General features: G+C 69.0%; 17 protein-coding genes, 3 rRNA genes and 1 riboswitch. Of the genes, 5 read left to right on the forward strand and 15 right to left on the reverse strand.

The window, feature by feature from the left end:
* Nucleotides 1-266 precede the first annotated feature (266 nt).
* Both NRO40_RS03705 and NRO40_RS03710 read left to right on the forward strand, forming a co-directional pair.
* Nucleotides 267-860, forward strand: a complete 594-nt coding sequence (locus NRO40_RS03705; protein WP_058941230.1) for a hypothetical protein — start codon at nucleotides 267-269, stop codon at nucleotides 858-860.
* A 322-nt stretch (nucleotides 861-1,182) separates the two neighbouring features.
* A complete protein-coding gene (locus tag NRO40_RS03710; protein WP_058941229.1) occupies nucleotides 1,183-1,389 on the forward strand; it encodes a DUF5999 family protein in 207 nt (68 codons plus the stop codon).
* 156 nt (nucleotides 1,390-1,545) lie between these two features.
* Here the strand turns inward: NRO40_RS03710 and gcvP are convergent, their stop codons facing one another.
* Nucleotides 1,546-4,431: an aminomethyl-transferring glycine dehydrogenase gene (gcvP, locus tag NRO40_RS03715; RefSeq protein ID WP_058941228.1), complete on the reverse strand. Its 2,886-nt coding sequence runs from the start codon at nucleotides 4,429-4,431 to the stop codon at nucleotides 1,546-1,548.
* 186 nt (nucleotides 4,432-4,617) lie between these two features.
* Nucleotides 4,618-4,716: riboswitch (glycine riboswitch) on the reverse strand.
* Between the two features lie 113 nt (nucleotides 4,717-4,829).
* On the opposite strand from gcvP, the gene NRO40_RS03720 reads away from it, so the two are divergent.
* Nucleotides 4,830-5,222: a PRC-barrel domain-containing protein gene (locus NRO40_RS03720; RefSeq protein WP_058941227.1), complete on the forward strand. Its 393-nt coding sequence runs from the start codon at nucleotides 4,830-4,832 to the stop codon at nucleotides 5,220-5,222.
* On the opposite strand, the gene NRO40_RS03725 is transcribed toward NRO40_RS03720, so the two are convergent.
* From NRO40_RS03725 to NRO40_RS03785, 13 genes are all read right to left on the reverse strand, one after another.
* Nucleotides 5,123-6,814 (reverse strand): DNA polymerase IV, encoded by a 1,692-nt coding sequence (locus NRO40_RS03725; protein ID WP_058941226.1) that lies wholly within the window; start codon nucleotides 6,812-6,814, stop codon nucleotides 5,123-5,125. The genes NRO40_RS03720 and NRO40_RS03725 overlap by 100 nt on opposite strands.
* A 62-nt stretch (nucleotides 6,815-6,876) precedes the next feature.
* The gene (locus tag NRO40_RS03730) at nucleotides 6,877-7,470 is read right to left on the reverse strand and encodes a MerR family transcriptional regulator (RefSeq protein ID WP_198549288.1); all 594 of its coding nucleotides are present in this window, start codon (nucleotides 7,468-7,470) and stop codon (nucleotides 6,877-6,879) included.
* 270 nt (nucleotides 7,471-7,740) lie between these two features.
* Entirely contained in the window at nucleotides 7,741-8,214 is a 474-nt protein-coding gene (locus NRO40_RS03735; RefSeq protein ID WP_058941224.1) for a bifunctional nuclease family protein, read from the reverse strand.
* 53 nt (nucleotides 8,215-8,267) lie between these two features.
* Complete coding sequence (gene ftsR, locus NRO40_RS03740; protein ID WP_058941223.1) at nucleotides 8,268-9,017, reverse strand: transcriptional regulator FtsR; 750 nt, start codon at nucleotides 9,015-9,017, stop codon at nucleotides 8,268-8,270.
* A gap of 39 nt (nucleotides 9,018-9,056) precedes the next feature.
* Nucleotides 9,057-9,959 carry an FHA domain-containing protein gene (locus tag NRO40_RS03745; protein ID WP_408057072.1) on the reverse strand — a complete coding sequence of 301 codons (903 nt, stop codon included), beginning with the start codon at nucleotides 9,957-9,959 and terminating at the stop codon, nucleotides 9,057-9,059.
* Between the two features lie 226 nt (nucleotides 9,960-10,185).
* A complete protein-coding gene (locus tag NRO40_RS03750; protein ID WP_058941221.1) occupies nucleotides 10,186-10,989 on the reverse strand; it encodes a DUF881 domain-containing protein in 804 nt (267 codons plus the stop codon).
* A gap of 5 nt (nucleotides 10,990-10,994) precedes the next feature.
* Nucleotides 10,995-11,327, reverse strand: coding sequence for a small basic family protein (locus NRO40_RS03755; RefSeq protein ID WP_003970459.1), 333 nt, complete (start codon nucleotides 11,325-11,327; stop codon nucleotides 10,995-10,997).
* Nucleotides 11,324-12,253 (reverse strand): DUF881 domain-containing protein, encoded by a 930-nt coding sequence (locus NRO40_RS03760; RefSeq protein WP_058941220.1) that lies wholly within the window; start codon nucleotides 12,251-12,253, stop codon nucleotides 11,324-11,326. The genes NRO40_RS03755 and NRO40_RS03760 overlap by 4 nt, the downstream gene beginning before the upstream one ends.
* A 109-nt stretch (nucleotides 12,254-12,362) precedes the next feature.
* On the reverse strand, nucleotides 12,363-14,858 hold the full coding sequence (locus NRO40_RS03765; RefSeq protein ID WP_058941219.1) for a mannose-1-phosphate guanyltransferase: 2,496 nt from the start codon (nucleotides 14,856-14,858) through the stop codon (nucleotides 12,363-12,365).
* 110 nt (nucleotides 14,859-14,968) lie between these two features.
* Nucleotides 14,969-15,577 carry a CDP-alcohol phosphatidyltransferase family protein gene (locus tag NRO40_RS03770; protein WP_058941218.1) on the reverse strand — a complete coding sequence of 203 codons (609 nt, stop codon included), beginning with the start codon at nucleotides 15,575-15,577 and terminating at the stop codon, nucleotides 14,969-14,971.
* A 177-nt stretch (nucleotides 15,578-15,754) separates the two neighbouring features.
* Nucleotides 15,755-15,871, reverse strand: a 5S ribosomal RNA gene (gene rrf / locus NRO40_RS03775).
* Between the two features lie 83 nt (nucleotides 15,872-15,954).
* Nucleotides 15,955-19,075, reverse strand: a 23S ribosomal RNA gene (locus tag NRO40_RS03780).
* Between the two features lie 303 nt (nucleotides 19,076-19,378).
* Nucleotides 19,379-20,907, reverse strand: a 16S ribosomal RNA gene (locus NRO40_RS03785).
* The 16S, 23S and 5S rRNA genes sit together here, the layout of an rRNA operon.
* Nucleotides 20,908-21,575: 668 nt before the next feature.
* On the opposite strand from NRO40_RS03785, the gene NRO40_RS03790 reads away from it, so the two are divergent.
* Complete coding sequence (locus NRO40_RS03790; RefSeq protein WP_058944967.1) at nucleotides 21,576-22,025, forward strand: PTS sugar transporter subunit IIA; 450 nt, start codon at nucleotides 21,576-21,578, stop codon at nucleotides 22,023-22,025.
* Nucleotides 22,026-22,110: 85 nt separating this feature from the next.
* Nucleotides 22,111-23,781, forward strand: coding sequence for a phosphoenolpyruvate--protein phosphotransferase (gene ptsP, locus NRO40_RS03795; RefSeq protein ID WP_257375326.1), 1,671 nt, complete (start codon nucleotides 22,111-22,113; stop codon nucleotides 23,779-23,781).
* A gap of 81 nt (nucleotides 23,782-23,862) precedes the next feature.
* Here ptsP and NRO40_RS03800 read toward each other — a convergent pair whose 3' ends face one another.
* Entirely contained in the window at nucleotides 23,863-24,756 is an 894-nt protein-coding gene (locus tag NRO40_RS03800) for a hypothetical protein (protein ID WP_058944968.1), read from the reverse strand.
* Between the last annotated feature and the right edge of the window lie 46 nt (nucleotides 24,757-24,802).

Consider the following 24,802-nt stretch of genomic DNA (forward strand, 5'->3'; position numbering starts at 1 on the left):
ATTGCAGGTATCGGCTGCGGGGCACCGGATAATCCCCGGAAAAGGCAACGTATCCGAGACGCGATGCGGCCTTGACGGACTTCTCGGCGACAGGTAGCGGAAACACGGCGTGAACATTTGTCGTATAAACTCCGCGGACGAGGCTGAGACCCGGCGCCCCGGCATGGTGCCGTGGGCCCTCCACGGCCCCGTCGCTGACAGCGCCGTCCGCACCCGCACCCACGCAGGCTCCACCCCTCTGTCTCTTGATTGAGAGGCGACCCACCATGCCGCTCCACGTCTCCCAGGCGCCCGTGCCTGCCCTGCACAGTGTCCTCGCGGCCCTGGGCTCCCCCGCCCTCCGCGAGTCCAGCACCCCCGCCCTGCGCTCCGTACAGGGCCCGCTCGCCGCCGAACTCCCGCTCCCCGTCCACATGCTGGACGTCGCCGCGCCGACGGTCGGACCCGCGGGGACGCCCCGTACCCGGCTCGCCGGATGGCGGTTCATGATCCGCGGCGGTGACCTCTCCCTCGCCGCCGCGGACGTCCTGTGCACCGCCGGGGGATGGGCGTTCTCGCACTTCTTCGAGGGCCCCTACATCGCCTCGACCGAACGGGCCCTGCGCCAGGCCGAGGACTCCGGGTCGCCGTGGCAGCCGCGGCTGCTGTCGGTGCCCGAGCTGTACATGTTGACGCTCTGGCTGCACGGGGACACGGCCGCCGACCCGGCCGAGGGCTCCCCCGACCCGGCCGACGTCCTCATCCCGCTGGCGCCCGCACCGCCCGGGATCGCCGCGCACCGCCCGCACCGCGTGGCGGACCTGCTGCCCCGGCTTACCGTGCGGCTCGCCCCGTCGCCGCTGCTCGGCTCGACCGCCTGACCCGCCCCCCGGCGCCCGCACCACCCGCCCCCTCCGGTGCCCCACGTCCCCCGCGGGACGTGGGGCACTCGCGTACGCCCCGTGGCCCGTACGGACTAGTCCGCCCCGGCCACTGCGAACCACCCGAACGGACGGGGTGGTCGCGTTGAACCATCCGCGCGGGTGATACGTCCTTCACCAGTAGGAAGAGCTGCCGTGAAATCCCTGCGGAATCAGCCCCGCGGGGCAACACTGGAACCGACCGATCGGAAGACGGGGGGCGGCCATGAGCACCGCATCGAGCCGCAGGACAGACTCCACACCGCAGCGAAAGATCCCAGCCATGTGCCAGCACCAGCCATCCTGCCCGAACGCCGACTCAGCCGACCGGGAGGCCGCGCGCGTCGTGGCGCACCACCCGGAGCAGGGCTGGAGCCTGCTGTGCAACGGCGTCCTCCTCTTCGAGGACACCGGGGAGCTGCTGCCGGACGGGAAGATCATCGCGCCGCACCGGCCGCTCACCGCGGCGCGCGTGGCGACGGCGGCGTAGACGGCGCCGAGGACACGACGAGGGGCCGGTACGGAGGTGGTTCACCTCCGTACCGGCCCCGACGCGCGCGCGGTCAGCCGCCGCCCGTGACGCGGGCCGGCGTGCGCGGCGTCAGCCGCCGCCCGTGACGCCGGCCGGCGTCCGGCGTGCGTCCGCTCAGCCGTCGTACTCGTCGAGCGGCGGGCAGGAGCAGACGAGGTTGCGGTCGCCGAAGGCGCCGTCGATCCTGCGCACCGGCGGCCAGTACTTGTCCGCCGCCGTGACGCCGGCCGGGAAGACGGCCTCCTCGCGGCTGTACGCGTGGTCCCAGTCGCCACCGAGCGCGGCCGCGGTGTGCGGAGCGTTGCGGAGCGGGTTGTCGTCGGCCGGCCAGGCCCCCGAGGCGACCTTCTCGATCTCGCCGCGGATCGCGATCATCGTGTCGCAGAAGCGGTCGAGCTCGGTGAGGTCCTCGCTCTCCGTCGGCTCGATCATCAGCGTCCCGGCGACCGGGAAGGACATGGTCGGCGCGTGGAAGCCGTAGTCGATCAGCCGCTTCGCGATGTCGTCCACGCTCACCCCGGTCGCCTTCGCCAGCGGGCGCAGGTCGATGATGCACTCGTGCGCGACGAGCCCGGCCGGGCCGGTGTACAGGACCGGGTAGTGCGGCTCCAGGCGCTTGGCGACGTAGTTCGCCGCGAGGACGGCGACCTGCGTGGCCCGCTTGAGTCCCTCGCCGCCCATGAGCCGTACGTACGCCCAGGAGATCGGCAGGATGCCGGCCGAGCCCCACGGGGCCGCCGAGACGGGGCCGACCCCGGTCTCCGGGCCCGCGGCGGGCTGGAGCGGGTGGTTCGGCAGGTACGGGGCGAGGTGCGAGCGCACCGCGACCGGTCCGACACCCGGGCCGCCGCCGCCGTGCGGGATGCAGAACGTCTTGTGCAGGTTCAGGTGCGACACGTCGCCGCCGAACTTGCCCGGCCGGGCCAGGCCGACGAGCGCGTTGAGGTTGGCGCCGTCGACGTACACCTGGCCGCCGGCCTCGTGGACCTGGGCGCAGATGTCGGCGACGTGCTCCTCGAACACGCCGTGCGTCGACGGGTAGGTGATCATCAGGACGGCCAGCTCGTCGCGGTACTGCTCGATCTTGGCCCGCAGGTCCTCGACGTCGATCTCACCGTCGTCGGCGGTCCTGACGACGACGACCTTCATGCCGGCCATGACGGCGGACGCGGCGTTGGTGCCGTGCGCCGAGGACGGGATGAGGCAGACCGTGCGCTGCGCGTCGCCGTTGGCGCGGTGGTAGGCGCGCACGGCGAGGAGACCGGCCAGCTCGCCCTGCGAACCGGCGTTCGGCTGGAGCGACACCTTGTCGTAGCCGGTGACCTCGGCGAGGCGCTCCTCCAGCTCGCGGATGAGCGTGAGGTATCCCTGCGCCTGCTCGGCGGGGGCGAAGGGGTGCAGCTGGCCGAACTCCGGCCAGGTGACCGGCTCCATCTCCGTGGTGGCGTTCAGCTTCATCGTGCAGGAGCCGAGCGGGATCATGCCGCGGTCCAGCGCGTAGTCGCGGTCGGCGAGCCGGCGCAGGTAGCGGAGCATCGACGTCTCGGAGCGGTACGCGTGGAACACCGGGTGCGTCAGGTACGCGTCGGTGCGCAGCAGCGCCGCGGGCAGCGCGTCGGCGGTCTCGGCGTCGAGGGCGTCGATGTCGCCGCGCACGCCGAAGGCGTCCCAGACGGCCGCGAGCTGGGCGCGGCCGGTGGTCTCGTCGCAGGAGACGGAGACGTGGTCGGCGTCGACCGGGTGGATGTTGACGCCGCCCTCGCGGGCGGCGGCGACGACCTGGGCGGCGGCGCCGGGCACACGCGCGGTGACCGTGTCGAAGAAGGTGTCGTGGACGACCTCGACACCGCCGGCGCGCAGCCCGGCCGCGAGGATCGCCGCGTAGCGGTGGGTGCGCAGGGCGATGCCCTTCAGCCCGTCGGGGCCGTGGTAGACGGCGTACATGCCGGCCATGACGGCGAGGAGCACCTGCGCGGTGCAGATGTTGCTCGTGGCCTTCTCGCGGCGGATGTGCTGCTCGCGGGTCTGCAGGGCGAGGCGGTAGGCACGGTTGCCGTCGACGTCGACGGAGACGCCCACGAGGCGGCCTGGCAGGCTGCGGGCGAAGGTGTCGCGCACGGCCATGTAGCCGGCGTGCGGGCCGCCGAAGCCCATCGGCACGCCGAAGCGCTGGGTCGTGCCGACGGCGATGTCGGCGCCCAGCTCCCCGGGCGGGGTGAGGAGCGTCAGCGCGAGCAGGTCGGCGGCGACGGTGACGACGGCGCCGAGCTCGTGCGCGGCGTCGATGAGCGGCTTGAGGTCGCGGACGGCACCGGAGGCGCCCGGGTACTGGAGCAGGACGCCGAAGACGCCCCGCTCGGCGACCTCGGCGGGGATGCCCTCGCTCAGGTCCGCGACGACGACCTCGACACCGGTGGGCTCGGCGCGGGTCTCGATGACGGCGATGGTCTGCGGCAGGGCGTCGGCGTCGACCAGGAAGACGCCGTTCTTGACCTTGCCGACGCGCCGGGCCAGGGACATGGCCTCGGCGGCGGCGGTGCCCTCGTCGAGGAGGGACGCGCCGGAGGTGGGCAGACCCGTCAGGTCGGCGACCACGGTCTGGAAGTTCAGCAGCGCCTCCAGACGGCCCTGCGAGATCTCCGGCTGGTACGGGGTGTACGCCGTGTACCAGGCGGGGTTCTCCATGACGTTGCGGAGGATGACCGGCGGGGTGAAGGTGCCGTAGTACCCGAGGCCGATCATCGGGGCCAGCACCTGGTTGCGGTCCGCGAGGGAACGCAGTTCGGCGAGGACCTCCGCCTCGGTGCGGGCGTCGGGCAGGCCCAGGGCCTCGGCGCTCTTGATCACGTCCGGCACCGCGGCCGCCGTGAGCTCGTCGAGCGAGCCGTAGCCGACCTGGGCGAGCATCTTGGCGCGGGCCTCGTCGTCAGGGCCGATGTGGCGCTGCTCGAAGGGGATGCCTCGCTCGAGCTGGGAGAGCGGGGTGCGGTTGGCGGTCATGTACGGGGGCCTCCTGGTCGTAGCGACCTGCGAGGGGCACCTTGGCGCGGGTGCCCGGACGGCCTCCCCCTCTGTCATCTCAACCTGAGAGTTTCGCCGTGCGCGCACCCCGACGGGAGGCGGCACGGCTTTCACCGTCGGTGAGAGCGGGTGCCGTCCGACGCCCGCCCTGCTTTCCAGAGTGACCTCGTCCGCGCGGTACAGGGGCCTGAGAGATTCCGGGGAGGATTTGCTCCTTCGGCGCCTCCGGAAGGTTTCTCCGGAGGACTCTCCCGCGCGGGGTCAGCGGCCAATGCCAGCCTACCAGCGACGTTCCGGGGCGATCCCTCGAGTGGCCGAGGTCACGGTTGTGCCCTTTCGTAGTGTTCACGGCCCCGTTGTGACCGGCTGGAGGAACCGTGCAGAGCGACATCGACCCGCGCAGCCTGATCGGGCGCAAGGCGTTCGACCGCGACGGCCGCAAGATCGGAACGGTGGACGAGGTGTACCTCGACGACGCGACGGGCGTCCCGGAGTGGGCCGCCGTGCGCACCGGCCTCTTCGGCCGCGACGCCTTCGTCCCCCTGGAACCCAGCGACCTCGTCGGCGACGGCCTGCACGTCCCCTACGAACGGGCCCTCGTCAAGGACGCGCCGGACTTCGGTGTGGGGCGGCACCTCTCCCCGGAGCAGGAGGTGCAGCTGTACCGCCACTACGGCATCGCCCTGCCGCCCGCGCCCTCCCCCGGGCCGCCGCCCGCCGCGCCGCCGCCGGAGCGGGAGGTGGGCGGCTCCGCGGGCGCGGGGGGCTGACCGCCCGGTACCAGCGGCAGCGGGTCGGAGGGCTCGAGCTCGGGGTCGTCCGTGCGGAAGGTGCGCACCCGGCCCGGGGCCGATCCGGGGTGCTCGAACCGCACGGTGACCCGCCCGAGCCCGCTTCCCTGCACCCAGCCGGGCCCGTGGACGGCGTGCCGGACGTCGGCACCGGCGGCCCACCGCCGCTCGGCGGCCGGCGCCGGACCCCCCTCGCCCGGCCCCGAGCCCCCGGCTCCCGTGTCGGACGCCCCGGGCGCGGGCGCCGGCCCGCCTTCCTCCTCCCGGACCCCACCGCCCGTGTGCGGCACCCCGCCGCCCGCGTCCGCGCCTCCCTCCGGCCCCCGACCTCCGGACGGCGTCGTACCGCCGAGTGCCACCGCGCCTGCCGGCGCCACCGCACCTCCGGGCACGACGGGGCCGCCCGCCGGCGGCCCCGGGGCGTCGGCTGCCGTACGGCCCGCGCCCGTGGCGCCCTCCGTACCGGCGGCGGACCCACCGACGGCCGGGGCCTCCCCGACGGCCGCCTGGGCGAACAGGTCCTCCTGCGTGTAGTCGGCCAGACCGCTCACGCCGACCCCGAGCAACCGGACCCCGCCGGTGGTGTCCACGGCGTCGAGCAGTCGGGCGGCGGCCTCGCGGACCACGACGGGGTCGTCGGTCGGCCCGCGCAGCGTCTCGGAGCGGGTCAGCGTCGAGAAGTCGTAGCGCCGCACCTTCAGCACCACCGTCCGGCCCGAGCGCCCCGCGTCCCGCAGCCGGCGCACGCACCGCTCGGCGAGCCGCTCGACCTCCCAGCGCACGCGCACCCGGTCGTGGAGGTCGACGTCGAAGGTGTCCTCCACGGAGACGGACTTGGCGTCGCGCTCCGCCACCACGGGCCGGTCGTCGTGCCCCAGGGCCATCGCGTACAGGGACGCTCCGTGCGCCCGGCCGAGGAGCCGGACGAGTTCGTCCTCACCGGCCTCGGCCAGATCGGCCACCGTCGTCATGCCGGCCCGCCGCAGGTGCTCGCCGGTGGCCGGACCGACACCGGGCAGCGTGCGCACGCCCATCGGCGCCAGCAGCTCGCGCTCCGTGCCGGGCTCGATGAGCACGAGGCCGTCGGGCTTGGCCTCCTCCGAGGCGATCTTCGCGAGCATCTTGGAACCCGCGAGCCCCACGGAACCCGTCACGCCCGTCACGGCGTGGATGTCGGCGCGCAGCCGCTCCCCGACCGCCCGCGCCGTGGCGGCGTCGTACGCCGCTCCCCCGGCCTCCAGGTCCACGAACGCCTCGTCGAGGCTCAGCGGCTCGACCAGCGGCGAGAGCCTGCCGAGCAGCTCCATGACCTGCCCGCTCACCGTCCGGTACACGGCGAAGCGCGGCACGAGGTACGCGGCGTTGGGCGCGAGCCGTCGGGCCTGCGCCATGGGCATGGCCGACCGCACTCCGAACGGCCGCGCCTCGTAGGACGCGGTGGCGACGACGCCCCGGGGGCCCAGACCGCCCACGATGACGGGCTTGCCGCGCAGACTCGGCTTCGCCGCCTGCTCGACGGCGGCGAAGAACGCGTCCATGTCCAGGTGCAGGATGGTCGGCGCGGCTCTCACACCACCGATGCTGCCCTACACCACTGACAATCGCCCGCACACACGTACGACCACACGCGGGGTCATACCGCCTTGTCGCGCCTGCGCCGGGCCAGCTCGTCGGCGGGGTTGTGCCGCACGAGGGTCTCCCCCGTGTCGACGCGCTCGCCGTGCAGCTGCGACAGCGCCGCCTCCACGTCCCGCCAGACCACGCCGACCGCGATCCCGAAGATCCCCTGGCCCCCCTGGAGGAGGTCGACGACCTCGTCCGGCGACGAGCACTCGTAGACCGTCGCGCCGTCGCTCATGAGCGTCATCCGCTCCAGGTCGTCCAGACCGCGACCTTGCAGGTGCTGGACCGCCGCCCTGATGTTCTGCAGGGCGACACCGGTGTCCAGGAACCTCTTGACGATCTTCAGGACGACGACGTCCCGGAAGCTGTAGAGGCGCTGCGTGCCCGATCCGTACGCCGGCCGCACGCTCGGCTCGACCAGTCCCGTACGGGCCCAGTAGTCGAGCTGCCGATAGGTGATGCCCGCCGCCGCACAGGCGGTGGGTCCCCGGTAACCGATGACGTCGGTCGTCGCGTCGGTCGCACTGCCGTGAAGCGGATACGGCCCGCTCCCGCCCGGACTCCGCCCGGGGAGACCCCCTGCCGCACCGTCGCCGCTGCTCATCACGCCGACCCTCCGTCCTTGACCTGCCACATCGACGGTAGGCAGTCCCCAGGGGTGCGTCAACGATCGCCACACTCGCCACGCCGAGTGATAATCACCCTGAGAGTGGTTTGGCGTGACCGGTTTCCGGGAAACGCTACTCGAATGCGCCGGAAGCGCTGACTGCGCCCCCGTGAGCCGTCGCAAGCGACCCCCGCGCGCCCCCTCCGCCACCGAAGGCGGCATCCGCCCCCACCGGCGGGCGGCCGCCGCGGACGGGCACCGGGCGGGTCACTGGTTGCTGGTGCCGAAGTCCTCCGGAGAGATCTGGTCGAGGAACTCGCGGAACTTCTCCACCTCGTCCTCCTGCTCGTCCGGGATCGCGATGCCGGCGTCGTCGAGGACCCCGTCACTGCCGAAGATCGGCGTACCCGTGCGCAGGGCCAGCGCTATGGCGTCGGAGGGCCGCGCGCTCACCTCCACACCGCTGGCGAAGACCAGCTCCGCGTAGAAGACGCCTTCCCGCAGGTCCGTGATGCGGACCTCCGTGAGCTCCTGGCCCACGGCCTCGAGCACGTCCTTGAAGAGGTCGTGGGTGAGCGGCCTGGCGGGGGTCATCCCCTGCTGGGCGAAGGCGATCGCGGTCGCTTCCCCCGGGCCGATCCAGATCGGGAGGTAGCGGTCGCCTCCCACTTCCCGCAGGAGCACGATCGGCTGGTTGGAGGGCATTTCCACCCGGACACCGACAACATCGAGCTCGTTCACACAGCAACCCTAGGACGTGCCGCCCCGGTTTGGATAGTCGGGCTCCGCCAAGGTCAGGGGAACCGGACGCCGAGGGCCGCCCTGACCAGGGCCGCGTGCAGCCGGACGGACAGGGCGGCCAGCTCCTTCACCGTCGCCTCGGCATGGGCGCGGGTCTGTGGGTTGCGGTGTCGGCGCTGCGGCGCGACGACCTGCTCCACCAGCCCCGCCTCCCGTTCGGCGGCGGCCTTCACGGCCCGCAGGTGGCGCGGCTCCAGCCCGTACCGGCCGAGCTCGGCGACGAGCTTCGCGACGGTCACCGCCTCCGCGTCGTAACCACCGTCCGCGCCCGGCGCGACCAGGCCGTACGCCTCCCACTCGGCGAGCTCGGCCTCCTGAGCCCCCACGGCGGCGAGCAGCTCGGCACGGCCGACCCGGGCGACCGGCGCCACGCCCTCCCCCGGCTCCCACGGGCCCGCCGCCTCGGGAGGCTCGCCCGGCGCGGCCTGGGCGGGCAGGACGACCTGGTCGCCCCGCCCCAGGGCGTCCAGGTGCTCCCGGATGACCTTGAGCGGCAGGTAGTGGTCGCGCTGCATCCGCAGGATCAGCGCCAGCCGCTCCACGTCGTGCGGGCTGAACTTCCGGTACCCGGAGGCGGTCCGCTGCGGCTCGACGAGCCCCTCCGCCTCCAGGAACCGGATCTTGGAGATGGTGACCTCGGGGAACTCCTCGCGCAGCCGGTTGAGCACCGTGCCGATGCTCACCAGCCGGTCGCCCGCGTCGGCGGTGCCGTGACCGGCACCGCCCGTCGGTGTTCGCAGCATGGACCTTCCCTGGGGATCCCCCAGACGGGTCTGGAGGGGTCAGACGCCCCGCTGGCTCCCGTAGAAGACCAGCCGGTACTTGCCGATCTGCACCTCGTCACCGTTGGTGAGCTGGACCGCGTCGATCGGCTCACGGTTGACATAGGTGCCGTTGAGGCTGCCGACGTCCGCGACGGTGAAGCTACCGTCGGCCGCCCTGCGGAACTCCACGTGGCGACGCGACACGGTCACGTCGTCCAGGAAGATGTCGCTCTGCGGGTGGCGGCCGGCGGTCGTCAGGTCGCCGTCGAGGAGGAAGCGGCTGCCGGAGTTGGGACCGCGCCGCACGACGAGCAGCGCCGAACCGAGCGGCAGCGCGTCCACGGCGGCCTGCGCCTCGGGCGACAGGGACGGCAGCGCCGTCTGGCCGGTGGTCTCGCTGTCGTACGCCTCGAGGCCCGAGATCGAGATCGTGGACGTCGTCTCGGACGCGCGCTCCGCCGGGGCGCCGCCACGCAGCGGGGCCCCGCAGTTGGAGCAGAACCGGCTCGTCTCGGCATTGCGGTGTCCGCACCGCGTACACACCGGCATGGACCCATCCTCCTGCCGCGGCTGTCCCGCGTGGACGCTGGTCGCGTACGGATCGGAACCTATGCGGCCGGGACCTGCGGGGTCAACAGAAGACGCGCCCTGTCCGCCCGTAATGTCACCACCCGGACCAGCGACCTCGTCCCGGAACAGCGGACGCTCCCCGCCCTGCTCCTCCCCGGACTGGCCGTGCCGCGGCGCACGGTGCTTGGCGCTGCCGCCGTCCTCGCGTGCGCTCTTGCCGAACAACTTCGCAAACAACTTCACGGGCGATTCCCCTTGAACGAAACAGACCCGCCCGTGGGGCAGGACGAACGCTGAATGAACACACCTGCCGACCCGGACACCTTCACAACGTCCGTATCCTCCGGACAGTTTCCATCACGCACCACTTTCGTGGTGCGTCGACCCCCCGCAACGTCCCGGCCAGGCTGGCCGATTCCGGATCTTGCCGGGCACGTGGCCCGCTCCGGCACCGGTTCCGGCCTCCGACGCCTCCCCAGCCCTGCGGTCACGGGAGCTGCCCCCACTACTTCGCCTCCCCTGTACGGCCCCGTCCCTCGGGCTTTCCCCCGCCGCGCGGCCCCCATGCGTCCCCGGCTCACTGCGGTGACGACCGAGCGTAGTCAGGCCGCTCCGCCGGTCGCAAGGCGTCGACAACGATCTTCTCCGACCGGGTCACCGTGGCCGTGGCCTGCTCCTTCTCCAGCGTCTGCACGATGCCGCCGGGGATGTTCAGCGCGGGCTCCAGGTCCTGCGGCCTGCCGATGACCTCGAACCGGTACGGCGCGCGGATCTTCTGCCCGTCCACCTGCACCGCCCCGGCCTCCCCGGAGAAGTACGTGTCGGCGACGACCCTGACGTCGTTGACCTGGATGGCCTCCGCGCCGGCCGCGCGCAGCTCCTGGATGGTGTCGAGCAGCTTGTCCGGCTGGACGGCCGTCATCGGGTCCTCGACGACGAAGGTGATGCCCGGTCCCTCGGCGGCCACCGTACCGGCCAGGACACCCAGCTGACGTTCCCTCTCCTGAGTCTGCCTGCGGGCCTCTTCCGCCTGGTCGGAGCTGTTCTCCAGTTCGCGCCGCTGCGCCTCCAGCCGGGTCTTCTCGTCCTCCAGCCGCTGGCTGCGGTCGTCGAGCTCGTCCAGGATCCGCACGAGGTCCTCCTGGCGGGCACCCCGCAGCGCCCCGTCGTCGCTCGTGGAGCGCACCTGGATGGCCAGCCCCAGCCCGAGGCCGAACAGCAGCAGCGCGACGACGAGTTGGGCGCGGGTCAGGCGCGGCGGCCACAGTCCGGCGACGAGCCGCTGCCGCCCGGTCACCCCCTCGGGGGGCGGTCCGGGGGCCTGCTGTGCCTGGGGACCCTGTGCCTGTGGGGGCTGTGGTGCGTGCTCTTCGTTGCTCATCGGCCTCACGCCCGGAACACGTGCCGACGGATGGCGGCGGCGTTGGAGAAGATCCGGATGCCGAGGACGACCACGACACCGGTGGAGAGCTGGGCGCCGACGCCCAGCTTGTCGCCGAGGAACACGATCAGCGCGGCGACGACGACGTTCGACAGGAAGGAGACGACGAAGACCTTGTCGACGAAGATCCCGTCCAGCATGGCCCGCAGACCGCCGAAGACCGCGTCGAGCGCCGCGACCACGGCGATCGGCAGGTAGGGCTCGACCACCGCCGGCACCTCGGGCCGGACCAACAGTCCGACCACGACTCCCACGACGAGGCCCAGTACGGCGATCACGATGTGCCCTTCCCTGTGTCTGCCGCGCCCCGCCCGTCACCCGTCCCGGTTCCGGAGGTCCTCGGCTGTGCTGTACGTACGATCAGGCTCGGCGCCGCCGGCAGGGTGACCCGGTCCTGGGCGGAGACGCTGCTGCGGATGCCGAAGTTCTCCTCCAGCGCGTGCAGGTAGCGGCCGTCCGCGCTGTCCTGGAACCGGGTGGCGAGCCGTTTCCCGTCCCCCACCGCGAGCACCGTGTACGGCGGTACCAGCGGTCTGTTGTCGACCAGTATGGCGTCACCCGCGGCCCTGATCGCGGACAGGGCGGTCAGCCGCTGCCCGTTGATGGCGACGGCTTCCGCCCCGGACTGCCACAGGCCGTTCACGATGCGCTGCATGTCCCGGTCGCGGACGCGCCCGGTGTCGGAGAAGCCACTGCCCTCACGCGGCCCGTCGCCGCCCCGGTCGGTCGCCTTGGCGTCGTCGACGACGAGCCTGACCCCCGGACCGGTCACCTCGGTCGCGCCGGAGAGCAACGCGACCAGGCCGCCCTGGTCGCCGCCGTGCTGCTGGAGCGCGGCCCGCTGCCGCTCGCCGACCTCGCGGCGCAGCCGTTCGATGTCCGTTTCCAGTCCGTCGACGGCGGTCGTCTCGGCCTGGATGCGGTCGATGAGCTCCTCGCGCTCCTTCGCGACGACGGGCGCGGAGATCTGCGTCTGCGCGGCGCCGAGCGTGACGACGGCGGCGGCGAGGACGAGGCCGGCGGCGAGACCCAGTTTGGCCCGCAGTGTCCGCGGGAGTCCGCCGCCGTCGGCGGCACGGCGTGCGGACGCCTCCGCGTAGCCGTCGTCGAGCGCGTGGTCCATCACGTTGGTCAGCAGCGACATCGACGCGTCGGGACGCGGAGGCGGGGAGCCGGTGCTCCGAACGGGGGGCTGCTGCGACATGCCGCACATCGTCGCATGTCGCAGCGGTTACCGCCGAATGGCCCCACCGGTGTGCCGGGTGCCGTCGGGGACGGCACCCGGCACGGGGTCATGCGGGGCGCGGCGCGGTTCAGCGGCCGGCGCTGTCCACCACGGCGGCCCATTCGTCGAGGAGCGCCTGGGCCGACGCGTCGTCCGGGCCCTCGGCCCACAGGTGGGTGACGGCCTCGGCCGGGTCGGGCAGGACCAGAACCCAGCGGCCGTCCGCCTCGACGACGCGGACGCCGTCGGTGGTGTCGACGTGCCGGTCGCCGGCGGCCTCGACGACCCGCCGCATGACCAGACCCTTGACCGCCCACGGCGTCGCGAGGTCCCGGCGGAGCACGTGGGCCCGCGGGATCCGCGCGTCGATCTGGCTGAGGGTGAGCTGGGTGCGGGCGACGAGCCCGAGGAGCCGTACGAAGGCGGCCGTCCCGTCGAAGACGCTGCTGAACTCGGGAACGATGAACCCGCCCAGGCCGTCTCCACCGAAGATGGTGGATTCCTCGCGGCCCACCCGGGTCAGGTCGTCGGGTGAGGTGGTCGTCCAGTCGACCTGCGTCCCGTGGTACGCGGCGACCTGCTCGGCGATCCGCGTCGTGGTGACGGGCAGCGCCACGCGTCCGCTGCGCCGTTCGGCAGCGACGAGGTCGAGCATGACGAGGAGGGCCCGGTCGTCCTCGATGATCCGGCCGCGCTCGTCGACGAGCGACAGCCGCTCGCCGACGGTGTCGAACCGCACACCGAAGGCGGCGCGGGCGGACGCCACGATCTCGCCGAGCCGTACGAGCCCGGCCCGGCGCGTCTCCGCGGACTCGGTGGGCCGCGACTCGTCGAGACCGGGGTTGATGGTCAGCGAGTCGACACCGAGCCGCCCGAGGAGGCTGGGCAGGACGAGTCCGGCGCTGCCGTTGGAGGCGTCGACGACGACCTTCAGCCCCGCCTCGGCGACACCGGTGGTGTCGACGCTCCGCAGGAGGGAGCCGGTGTACTGGTCGAAGACGCTCGACGGGAAGTTGAGGTCGCCGATCTCGCCGGGGAAGGCTCGGCGGTACTCCTGGCGGGCGTAGACGCGGTCGAGCTTGCGCTGCTTGGCCTGGGAGAGGTCGGCGCCGCGCTCGTCGAAGAACATGATGTCGACGGAGTCAGGCACTCCGGGCGTGGTCCGGATCATGATGCCGCCGGCGCTGCCACGGGCGGTCTGCTGGCGGGCCACGGGGAGCGGCACGTTCTCCAGGTCGCGCACGTCGATGGCGCTGGCCTGCAGGGCCGAGATCACCGCCCGCTTGAGGGCGCGGGCGCCGCGGGAGTGGTCTCGCGCGGTGGTGACGGTGGCGCCCTTCTTGAGGGTCGTGGCGTAGGCGCCGGCGAGCCGGACGGCGAGTTCGGGGGTGATCTCGACGTTGAGGACACCGGAGACGCCGCGGGCGCCGAAGAGGTGCGCCTGGCCGCGGGACTCCCAGATGACGGAGGTGTTGACGAAGGCGCCGGCCTCGATCGTCTTGAACGGGTAGACCCGGACGTTGCCCTGCACGATCGATTCCTCGCCGACGAGGCACTCGTCGCCGATGACGGCGCCGTCCTCGATGCGGGCGGCCCGCATGACGTCGGTGTTCTTGCCGATCACGCAGCCTCGGAGGTTGCTGTGCGGCCCGATGTAGACGTTGTCGTGAACAACCGCCTTGTGGAGGAAGGCGCCGCTCTTCACGACCACGTTGGAGCCGATGACCGTGTGCTCGCGGATCTCGACGCCGGCTTCGACCTTGGCGTAGTCGCCGATGTAGATGGGGCCGCGGAGGACCGCGTCCGGGTGGACCTCGGCGCCCTCGGCGACCCAGACGCCCGGGGAGATCTCGAAGCCGTCGAGTTCGACGTCGACCTTGCCTTCGAGGACGTCGGCCTGGGCCTTGACGTAGCTCTCGTGGGTGCCGACGTCCTCCCAGTAGCCCTCGGCGACGTAGCCGTAGATCGGCTTGCCTTCCTTCATCAGCTGCGGGAAGACGTCGCCGGACCAGTCGACGGGTACGTCGGGCTGGACGTAGTCGAAGACCTCGGGCTCCATGACGTAGATGCCCGTGTTGACGGTGTCGGAGAAGACCTGGCCCCAGGTGGGCTTCTCCAGGAACCGTTCGACGCGGCCTTCCTCGTCGACGATGGTGATGCCGAATTCCAGGGGGTTCGGGACCCTCGTCAGACAGACCGTGACCATGGCCCCCTTCTCCTTGTGGAAGGCGATCAGGTCGGTCAGGTCGAAGTCGGTCAGGGCGTCCCCGGAGATCACCACGAACGCGTCGTCCTTGAGGGCCTCTTCGGCGTTCTTGACGCTGCCGGCTGTGCCGAGTGGCTTCTCCTCGTTGGCGTAGCTGAGCTCCATCCCGAGCTCTTCGCCGTCACCGAAGTAGTTCTTCACCAGCGAGGCGAGGAACTGCACGGTGACGACGGTCTCGGTGAGTCCATGCCTTTTGAGCAGGCGCAGCACGTGCTCCATGATCGGCCGGTTGGCGACCGGCAGGAGCGGCTTGGGCATGCTCGAGGTCATCGGGCGAAGTCTGGTTCCTTCGCCTCCGGCCATCACGACGGCCTTCATGTCGGAAGCGTCCTCCTTGCAGAGACGAGGGTCTAGCCGATTTCACCCGTCTTTGCGTGGTCCTCTGACATCACACCGGTATCGCTTTTCGCTTCGGTGTGGAAGACGGGTCAATCGGTCGCGGTATCCGCTTTGACGAGTCGGCGGACCTGGACCACATAGAGGATCCCTGCCCACCAGTACAGACATGTACCCCATCCGGCGAAGGCCCACCCGAAAACTTCAGCGAGTGACGCAAGCCACGTCTCACCGTCGCTGAGCAGGAGCAGCGGGAAGGCATACATCAGGTTGAAGGTGGCGGCCTTGCCCAGGAAGTTCACCTGCGGCGGCGGATATCCGTGGCGCCGGAGGATTCCCACCATCACCAGCAGCATCGCCTCGCGGGCGAGGAGCGCCGCGGTGAGCCAGAGGGGGAGGATGTCCCGCCAGGTGAGTCCGATGAGGGTGGAGAGGATGTAGAGGCGGTCGGCTGCCGGGTCGAGGATGCGTCCGAGACGGCTGATCTGGTTCCAGCGCCTGGCGAGCTTGCCGTCGAGGTAGTCGCTGATGCCACTGAAAGCCAGGACGAGGAGGGCCCAGCCGTCGCTGTTCGTCCCGTCGAACTCGGGACGGAGGATGAGCCACAGGAAGAGCGGTACACCGATGAGCCGGGCCATGCTCAGGATGTTGGGGATGGTGAGGACCCGGTCCGTCTGAACGCGAGTCTCCTGTACCTCCACCCGGGGGCCTCCTGTGGGAACGTGCCGATGCTGCCCCCTGACCTTACCGTCAGCACCGGCCACCCGGTGCACGGGGTGGCTGGCGGCGAACGGTTCGGCCGGCTGTTGCGCGGAAAAAAGGAGCCCGGAAATACGGAAAGCCCCGCACCATACGGTGCGGGGCTTCCCCAACAAATTGTTCGGCGGTGTCCTACTCTCCCACAGGGTCCCCCCTGCAGTACCATCGGCGCTGAAAGGCTTAGCTTCCGGGTTCGGAATGTAACCGGGCGTTTCCCTAACGCTATGACCACCGAAACACTATGAAGATATCGACCTACAACCAACCGGCAGATTGGGAGTTCGTTACTTCAGAACTAACACAGTGGACGCGAGCAACTGAGGACAAGCCCTCGGCCTATTAGTACCGGTCAACTCCACCCATTACTGGGCTTCCATATCCGGCCTATCAACCCAGTCGTCTACTGGGAGCCTTACCCTCTCAAGGAGGTGGGAATACTCATCTCGAAGCAGGCTTCCCGCTTAGATGCTTTCAGCGGTTATCCCTCCCGAACGTAGCCAACCAGCCATGCCCTTGGCAGGACAACTGGCACACCAGAGGTTCGTCCGTCCCGGTCCTCTCGTACTAGGGACAGCCCTTCTCAATATTCCTACGCGCACAGCGGATAGGGACCGAACTGTCTCACGACGTTCTAAACCCAGCTCGCGTACCGCTTTAATGGGCGAACAGCCCAACCCTTGGGACCGACTCCAGCCCCAGGATGCGACGAGCCGACATCGAGGTGCCAAACCATCCCGTCGATATGGACTCTTGGGGAAGATCAGCCTGTTATCCCCGGGGTACCTTTTATCCGTTGAGCGACGGCGCTTCCACAAGCCACCGCCGGATCACTAGTCCCGACTTTCGTCCCTGCTCGACCCGTCGGTCTCACAGTCAAGCTCCCTTGTGCACTTACACTCAACACCTGATTGCCAACCAGGCTGAGGGAACCTTTGGGCGCCTCCGTTACCCTTTAGGAGGCAACCGCCCCAGTTAAACTACCCATCAGACACTGTCCCTGATCCGGATCACGGACCCAGGTTAGACATCCAGCACGACCAGAGTGGTATTTCAACGGCGACTCCACCTGAACTGGCGTCCAAGCTTCACAGTCTCCCACCTATCCTACACAAGCCGAACCGAACACCAATATCAAACTGTAGTAAAGGTCCCGGGGTCTTTCCGTCCTGCTGCGCGAAACGAGCATCTTTACTCGTAGTGCAATTTCACCGGGCCTATGGTTGAGACAGTCGAGAAGTCGTTACGCCATTCGTGCAGGTCGGAACTTACCCGACAAGGAATTTCGCTACCTTAGGATGGTTATAGTTACCACCGCCGTTTACTGGCGCTTAAGTTCTCAGCTTCGCCCCACCGAAATGGAGCTAACCGGTCCCCTTAACGTTCCAGCACCGGGCAGGCGTCAGTCCGTATACATCGCCTTACGGCTTCGCACGGACCTGTGTTTTTAGTAAACAGTCGCTTCTCGCTGGTCTCTGCGGCCACCCCCAGCTCGAGCAGCACGTGCTCTCACCAGTGATGGCCCCCCTTCTCCCGAAGTTACGGGGGCATTTTGCCGAGTTCCTTAACCATAGTTCACCCGAACGCCTCGGTATTCTCTACCTGACCACCTGAGTCGGTTTAGGGTACGGGCCGCCATGAAACTCGCTAGAGGCTTTTCTCGACAGCATAGGATCATCCACTTCACCACAATCGGCTCGGCATCAGGTCTCAGCCTCAATGTGTGACGGATTTGCCTATCACACGGCCTACACCCTTACCCCGGGACAACCACCGCCCGGGCTGGACTACCTTCCTGCGTCACCCCATCGCTTACCTACTACAGGTCTGGTCCGTCGGCTCCACCACTCCCCTTGCCCGAAGGCTCCAGGGCGGCTTCACGGACTTAGCATCGCCTGGTTCGATATTGGGCGTTTCAAAGCGGGTACCGGAATATCAACCGGTTGTCCATCGACTACGCCTGTCGGCCTCGCCTTAGGTCCCGACTTACCCTGGGCAGATCAGCTTGACCCAGGAACCCTTAGTCAATCGGCGCACACGTTTCTCACGTGTGTATCGCTACTCATGCCTGCATTCTCACTCGTGAACCGTCCACAACTCGCTTCCGCGGCTGCTTCACCCGGCACACGACGCTCCCCTACCCATCACAGTCCCCGTTGGGGGTATGTACTGCAATGACACGACTTCGGCGGTACGCTTGAGCCCCGCTACATTGTCGGCGCGGAATCACTTGACCAGTGAGCTATTACGCACTCTTTCAAGGGTGGCTGCTTCTAAGCCAACCTCCTGGTTGTCTCTGCGACTCCACATCCTTTCCCACTTAGCGTACGCTTAGGGGCCTTAGTCGATGCTCTGGGCTGTTTCCCTCTCGACCATGGAGCTTATCCCCCACAGTCTCACTGCCGCGCTCTCACTTACCGGCATTCGGAGTTTGGCTAAGGTCAGTAACCCGGTAGGGCCCATCGCCTATCCAGTGCTCTACCTCCGGCAAGAAACACACGACGCTGCACCTAAATGCATTTCGGGGAGAACCAGCTATCACGGAGTTTGATTGGCCTTTCACCCCTAACCACAGGTCATCCCCCAGGTTTTCAACCCTGGTGGGTTCGGTCCTCCACGAAGTCTTACCTCCGCTTCAACCTGCCCATGGCTAGATCACTCCGCTTCGGGTCTTGAGCGCGCTACTGAATCGCCCTGTTCGGACTCGCTTTCGCTACGGCTTCCCCACACGGGTTAACCTCGCAACACACCGCAAACTCGCAGGCTCATTCTTCAAAAGGCACGCAGTCACGACGCAAGGACAAGTCCTTGCGCGACGCTCCCACGGCTTGTAGGCACACGGTTTCAGGTACTATTTCACTCCGCTCCCGCGGTACTTTTCACCATTCCCTCACGGTACTATCCGCTATCGGTCACCAGGGAATATTTAGGCTTAACGGGTGGTCCCGCCAGATTCACACGGGATTTCTCGGGCCCCGTGCTACTTGGGTGTCTCTCAAACGAGCCGCATGAATTTCAGCTACGGGGGTCTTACCCTCTACGCCGGACCTTTCGCATGTCCTTCGCCTATCCATACGGTTTCTGACTCGTCTCACAGCCGGCAGACTGTGAAAGAGAGATCCCACAACCCCGCATGCGCAACCCCTGCCGGGTATCACACGCATACGGTTTGGCCTCATCCGGTTTCGCTCGCCACTACTCCCGGAATCACGGTTGTTTTCTCTTCCTGAGGGTACTGAGATGTTTCACTTCCCCTCGTTCCCTCCACACTGCCTATGTGTTCAGCAGCGGGTGACAGCCCATGACGACTGCCGGGTTTCCCCATTCGGAAACCCCCGGATCAAAGCCTGGTTGACGGCTCCCCGGGGACTATCGTGGCCTCCCACGTCCTTCATCGGTTCCTGGTGCCAAGGCATCCACCGTGCGCCCTTAAAAACTTGGCCACAGATGCTCGCGTCCACTGTGCAGTTCTCAAGCAACGACCAGCCACCCATCACCCCCGGACAACATCCGGAGTGCACTGGGGCCGGCATCGCAGAAGGGCGAGCAACGCTCGCACCCTCAGACACCCAACAGCGTGCCCGACACCCTCGACCCCTCCTCTGTGTTCCACGCCGAAGCAGTACTGACAGGAAGAGAACCGAGTGTGCCGAATAATCAACGTTCCACCCTTGAGCAACCAGCATCGGACGTACGCCGATGTACTGGCCTCTGACCAGCCGAAACTGGTGAGAAGTGCTCCTTAGAAAGGAGGTGATCCAGCCGCACCTTCCGGTACGGCTACCTTGTTACGACTTCGTCCCAATCGCCAGTCCCACCTTCGACAGCTCCCTCCCACAAGGGGTTGGGCCACCGGCTTCGGGTGTTACCGACTTTCGTGACGTGACGGGCGGTGTGTACAAGGCCCGGGAACGTATTCACCGCAGCAATGCTGATCTGCGATTACTAGCAACTCCGACTTCATGGGGTCGAGTTGCAGACCCCAATCCGAACTGAGACCGGCTTTTTGAGATTCGCTCCGCCTCACGGCTTCGCAGCTCTTTGTACCGGCCATTGTAGCACGTGTGCAGCCCAAGACATAAGGGGCATGATGACTTGACGTCGTCCCCACCTTCCTCCGAGTTGACCCCGGCAGTCTCCTGTGAGTCCCCATCACCCCGAAGGGCATGCTGGCAACACAGAACAAGGGTTGCGCTCGTTGCGGGACTTAACCCAACATCTCACGACACGAGCTGACGACAGCCATGCACCACCTGTATACCGACCACAAGGGGGCACCTATCTCTAGGTGTTTCCGGTATATGTCAAGCCTTGGTAAGGTTCTTCGCGTTGCGTCGAATTAAGCCACATGCTCCGCTGCTTGTGCGGGCCCCCGTCAATTCCTTTGAGTTTTAGCCTTGCGGCCGTACTCCCCAGGCGGGGAACTTAATGCGTTAGCTGCGGCACCGACGACGTGGAATGTCGCCAACACCTAGTTCCCAACGTTTACGGCGTGGACTACCAGGGTATCTAATCCTGTTCGCTCCCCACGCTTTCGCTCCTCAGCGTCAGTAATGGCCCAGAGATCCGCCTTCGCCACCGGTGTTCCTCCTGATATCTGCGCATTTCACCGCTACACCAGGAATTCCGATCTCCCCTACCACACTCTAGCCTGCCCGTATCGAATGCAGACCCGGGGTTAAGCCCCGGGCTTTCACATCCGACGTGACAAGCCGCCTACGAGCTCTTTACGCCCAATAATTCCGGACAACGCTTGCGCCCTACGTATTACCGCGGCTGCTGGCACGTAGTTAGCCGGCGCTTCTTCTGCAGGTACCGTCACTTTCGCTTCTTCCCTGCTGAAAGAGGTTTACAACCCGAAGGCCGTCATCCCTCACGCGGCGTCGCTGCATCAGGCTTTCGCCCATTGTGCAATATTCCCCACTGCTGCCTCCCGTAGGAGTCTGGGCCGTGTCTCAGTCCCAGTGTGGCCGGTCGCCCTCTCAGGCCGGCTACCCGTCGTCGCCTTGGTGGGCCATTACCCCACCAACAAGCTGATAGGCCGCGGGCTCATCCTTCACCGCCGGAGCTTTCCACCACCATCAGATGCCTGAAGTGGTCGTATCCGGTATTAGACCCCGTTTCCAGGGCTTGTCCCAGAGTGAAGGGCAGATTGCCCACGTGTTACTCACCCGTTCGCCACTAATCCCCCACCGAAGTGGGTTCATCGTTCGACTTGCATGTGTTAAGCACGCCGCCAGCGTTCGTCCTGAGCCAGGATCAAACTCTCCGTGAATGCTTACCCGTGATCGGGTCGACACTCGCGTTGAGCGGAACCGGGGGGAGGAATAGTCCCCCGCGGTTCACAGCATCCTCGCTGTGTTTTCTACAAAGGAACCTCATCTCCGTGATGGAGACGGGGTATCAACTAATCTGGCGTTGATTTTTGGCACGCTGTTGAGTTCTCAAGGAACGGACGCTTCCTTTGTACTCACCCTCTCGGGCTTTCCTCCGGGCGCTTCCCTTCGGTCTTTCGTGTTTCCAGTCTAGCAGATCCGATTTCTCGTTTCCGCCACCCGCTGGAGCGGGCTGCCGGGCCGTTCTCCGCTTTCGCGTTTCCCTTTCCGGCGGCTCCGACACTATCAGGGTTTTTCCGCCTCCCTGACCACTCCCCGACCGACCACACGCAGAGGTGTAGACCAGTAGTGGTGTAGACCAGTTAGGATCTCGCCCTGACAGGCGCCGCTGCCAGCCGTCGACGCGTGCTCGCATCGGTGCCAGGCAGGGGAACGACACTACTCCTGCCTACGAGTTGAGGCAAATCGCCGCCGGTGGTCCCGAGGTCCTGCAACCAGGGCCTCTCATGCGGAACCCGGACTTTCCATGACATACGCTCTGAACAGCACGCCGTCCAGGACAGGCCGTGACGGCGGCTCCCCATCTCCGCCCTCTGGGAGGCCCTCCATGACCACCGTGACGTCGCCCCTCGCCGGACGCGCCATCGGACTCGCCGCCGTACCCGACCCGGTGTTCTCCGGGGCCATGGTCGGGCCGGGCACCGCCATCGACCCCGTGCGCGAGCCCTCCACGGCCGTCGCGCCCGTCGACGGCGTCGTGGTCTCCCTGCACCCGCACGCCTTCGTCATCGTGGACGCCGAGGGGCACGGCGTCCTGACGCACCTGGGCATCGACACCGTCCAGCTCAACGGCGAGGGCTTCGAGCTGCTCGTCAACAAGGGCGACACCGTCACGCGGGGCCAGGACGTCGTGCGCTGGAACCCCGCCGCGGTGGAGGCGGCCGGCAAGTCGGCGATCTGCCCGGTGGTCGCCTTGGAGGCCACCGCCGACGCGCTCGGCGAGCTGCGCGAGGAAGGCGACGTGAAGGCCGGCGAGACGCTCTTCGACTGGCGGTGACGTCACCGCCGCCCCCGCGGGCGGCGCTGAACGGGATGTTCCTACGCGGCGGCCACGGCCGCCGCTCGATCGGAGACGGGTGAACATGGAGACAACGCTGCGCGGCGTCGGGGTCAGCCACGGGGTGGCGATCGGCGAGGTCCGGCACATGGGGACCGCGGTACTGGAACCGCCGGCCAAGCAGATCCCCCCCGAGGACGCCGAGCGCGAGCAGGGACGTGCCCGCCAGGCCGTGGAGGCCGTGGCCGCCGACCTGATAGCGCGGGGCAACCTCGCCGGCGGTGAGGCCCAGCACGTCCTCGAGGCCCAGGCCATGATGGCGCAGGACCCCGAGTTGATGGCCGACGTGGAGCGGCGCATCGCCGTCGGGTCCACGGCCGAGCGGGCCGTCTACGACGCCTTCGCGGCGTACCGGGCGCTGTTGGCCGGCGCCGGTGAGTACCTCGCCGGGCGGGTCGCCGACCTGGACGACGTGCGGAACCGGATCGTGGCGCGGCTGCTGGGCGTGCCCATGCCGGGCGTGCCGGACAGTGACGAGCCTTACGTACTGATCGCGCGGGACCTGGCGCCGGCGGACACGGCGCTGCTCGACCCGGCGCTGGTGCTCGGCTTCGTGACCGAGGAGGGTGGGCCGACCAGCCACAGCGCGATCCTCGCGCGGGCGCTCGGCGTGCCGGCCGTGGTGGCTCTGCCGGGTGCGTGCGAGCTGGCCGAGGGCACCGTGGTCGCGGTCGACGGCAGCACCGGTGAGGTGTTCGTCGATCCGAGCGAGGACAAGCGCGACGCCATGGAGCGGGCCGCGCGGGAGCGCAAGGCCGCGCTGGCCGCGTCGACCGGTCCGGGTGCCACTTCGGACGGGCACCGGGTGCCGCTGCTGGCCAACGTCGGTGGACCGGCGGACGTGCCGGCCGCCGTGGAGGCCGGGGCCGAGGGCGTCGGCCTGTTCCGCACCGAGTTCCTCTTCCTCGACGACAGCGAGCGCGCCCCGTCGGAGGAGAAGCAGGTCGAGGCGTACCGGAAGGTGCTGGAGGCGTTCCCGGAGGGCCGGGTCGTCGTGCGGGTGCTGGACGCGGGCGCGGACAAGCCGCTGGCGTTCCTCACGCCGGCCGACGAGCCGAACCCGGCGCTGGGCGTGCGGGGCCTGCGGACGCTGCTCGACCATCCGGAGGTGCTGCGGACGCAGCTGACCGCGCTGGCGAAGGCGGCCGAGGGGCTGCCGGTGCACCTCGAGGTCATGGCGCCGATGGTGGCGGACCGGGCGGACGCGAAGGCGTTCGCCGACGCGTGCCGTGAGGCGGGGCTGCGGGCGAAGTTCGGCGCGATGGTGGAGATCCCGTCGGCGGCGCTGCGCGCGCGTTCGATCCTGCGGGAGGTGGAGTTCCTGTCGCTGGGCACGAACGACCTCGCGCAGTACACGTTCGCGGCCGACCGGCAGGTCGGTGCCGTGTCGCGGTTGCAGGACCCGTGGCAGCCGGCGCTGCTCGACCTGATCGCGATGGCGGCCGACGCGGCCCGGGCGGAGGGCAAGAGCTGCGGCGTATGCGGCGAGGCGGCCTCCGATCCGCTGCTGGCGTGCGTGCTGACGGGTCTGGGCGTCACCTCCCTGTCGATGGGTGCGGCGTCGATCCCCTACGTGCGGGCGACGCTGGCGAAGTACACGGTGGCGCAGTGCGAGCGGGCCGCGGCCGCGGCCCGGGCGGCCGACTCGGCGGAGGAGGCACGGGTCGCCGCTCAGGCGGTGCTCTCCGGCGAGTGACCGGGTGAGCGGTGAGCCGGTGGCACGGTGAGCCGGCGTTCGAGGGGTCCTCCCGTTTCGGCGGGGGGACCCCTCGGCGTGTCAGTGGTGGGTGGGGCGGCCGTCGTCAGGGGCGAGGTCGAAGCCCGCCCGGTACTCGACGCCCGATTCCGGTGGGAGGGGTTCTCCGGTGTCCGCGTCGGTGCAGTAGGCGTTGAAGACCTCGGCCTCCGTGAGGGGGACGAGGCGGCCGTGGTCCAGGCGCCAGCCGTGGAGGCGGTCCGGGGCGCCGGGGCTGCTGGTGCGCAGGACGATGCCGCCGGGGGCGGAGCGGGCCAGGCCGGCGGCGAGGACGGTGACGAACTCGGATCCCTCCGAGGAGTCCAGGCGGGGGCGGTCGGCTCCGGTGCGGTCGGTGTGGAGGACGGCCAGGAGGTGGTCGTCGGCGGCGGGGACGCTGCAGACGAGGTGGTGCGTGCCGGGTCCGGCCCCTTCGAGGATGCGCAGGACGGCTCGGGTGGCCTGGTCGAAGGCGGCGTGGCCGATGTCCTGTCCGCAGTCGGCGCAGTGGCCGGCGTCGGCGAGGAGCAGGGTGGCGTACTCGCGGGTGGCGTGGCGGACGGCCGTGCCGACGAGGAGGGGCACGAGTTCCTCGATGGGCTGCCCGGTGTACGGGACGCGGGTGCGGGCGGCGGCGATCTCCGCGGTGTACCGGGTGCGGCTGGCCCGGCTGTCGGGGTCGAGGCCGGTCTCGGCACAGTAGGCGGCGTAGTCCTCGGGGTCGAAGAGGGTGACGGTGGTGTGCGTGCCTTCGGCGGCGAGGGTCCTCAGGAGGCGCTCCGTCTCCTGGAGGTAGGTGGCGTGGTCGTCGAAGGGGAAGGTGCGGTAGCGGCGCATGGCCGCGAAGTCCCGGGCGTCGGCGAGGAGGCCGACGGTGCCCGGTACTTCGCGGCGCAGCGTCCGTCGCAGGGATGTGGTGGTCCTGGTGTGCGCCATGGGTCCCCCTGGTGATCAGCTGTCGATCAGTGCTCACTCAGAGTAA

It is taken from the genome of Streptomyces changanensis, assembly GCF_024600715.1.
Classification (GTDB): Bacteria; Actinomycetota; Actinomycetes; order Streptomycetales; family Streptomycetaceae; genus Streptomyces; species Streptomyces changanensis.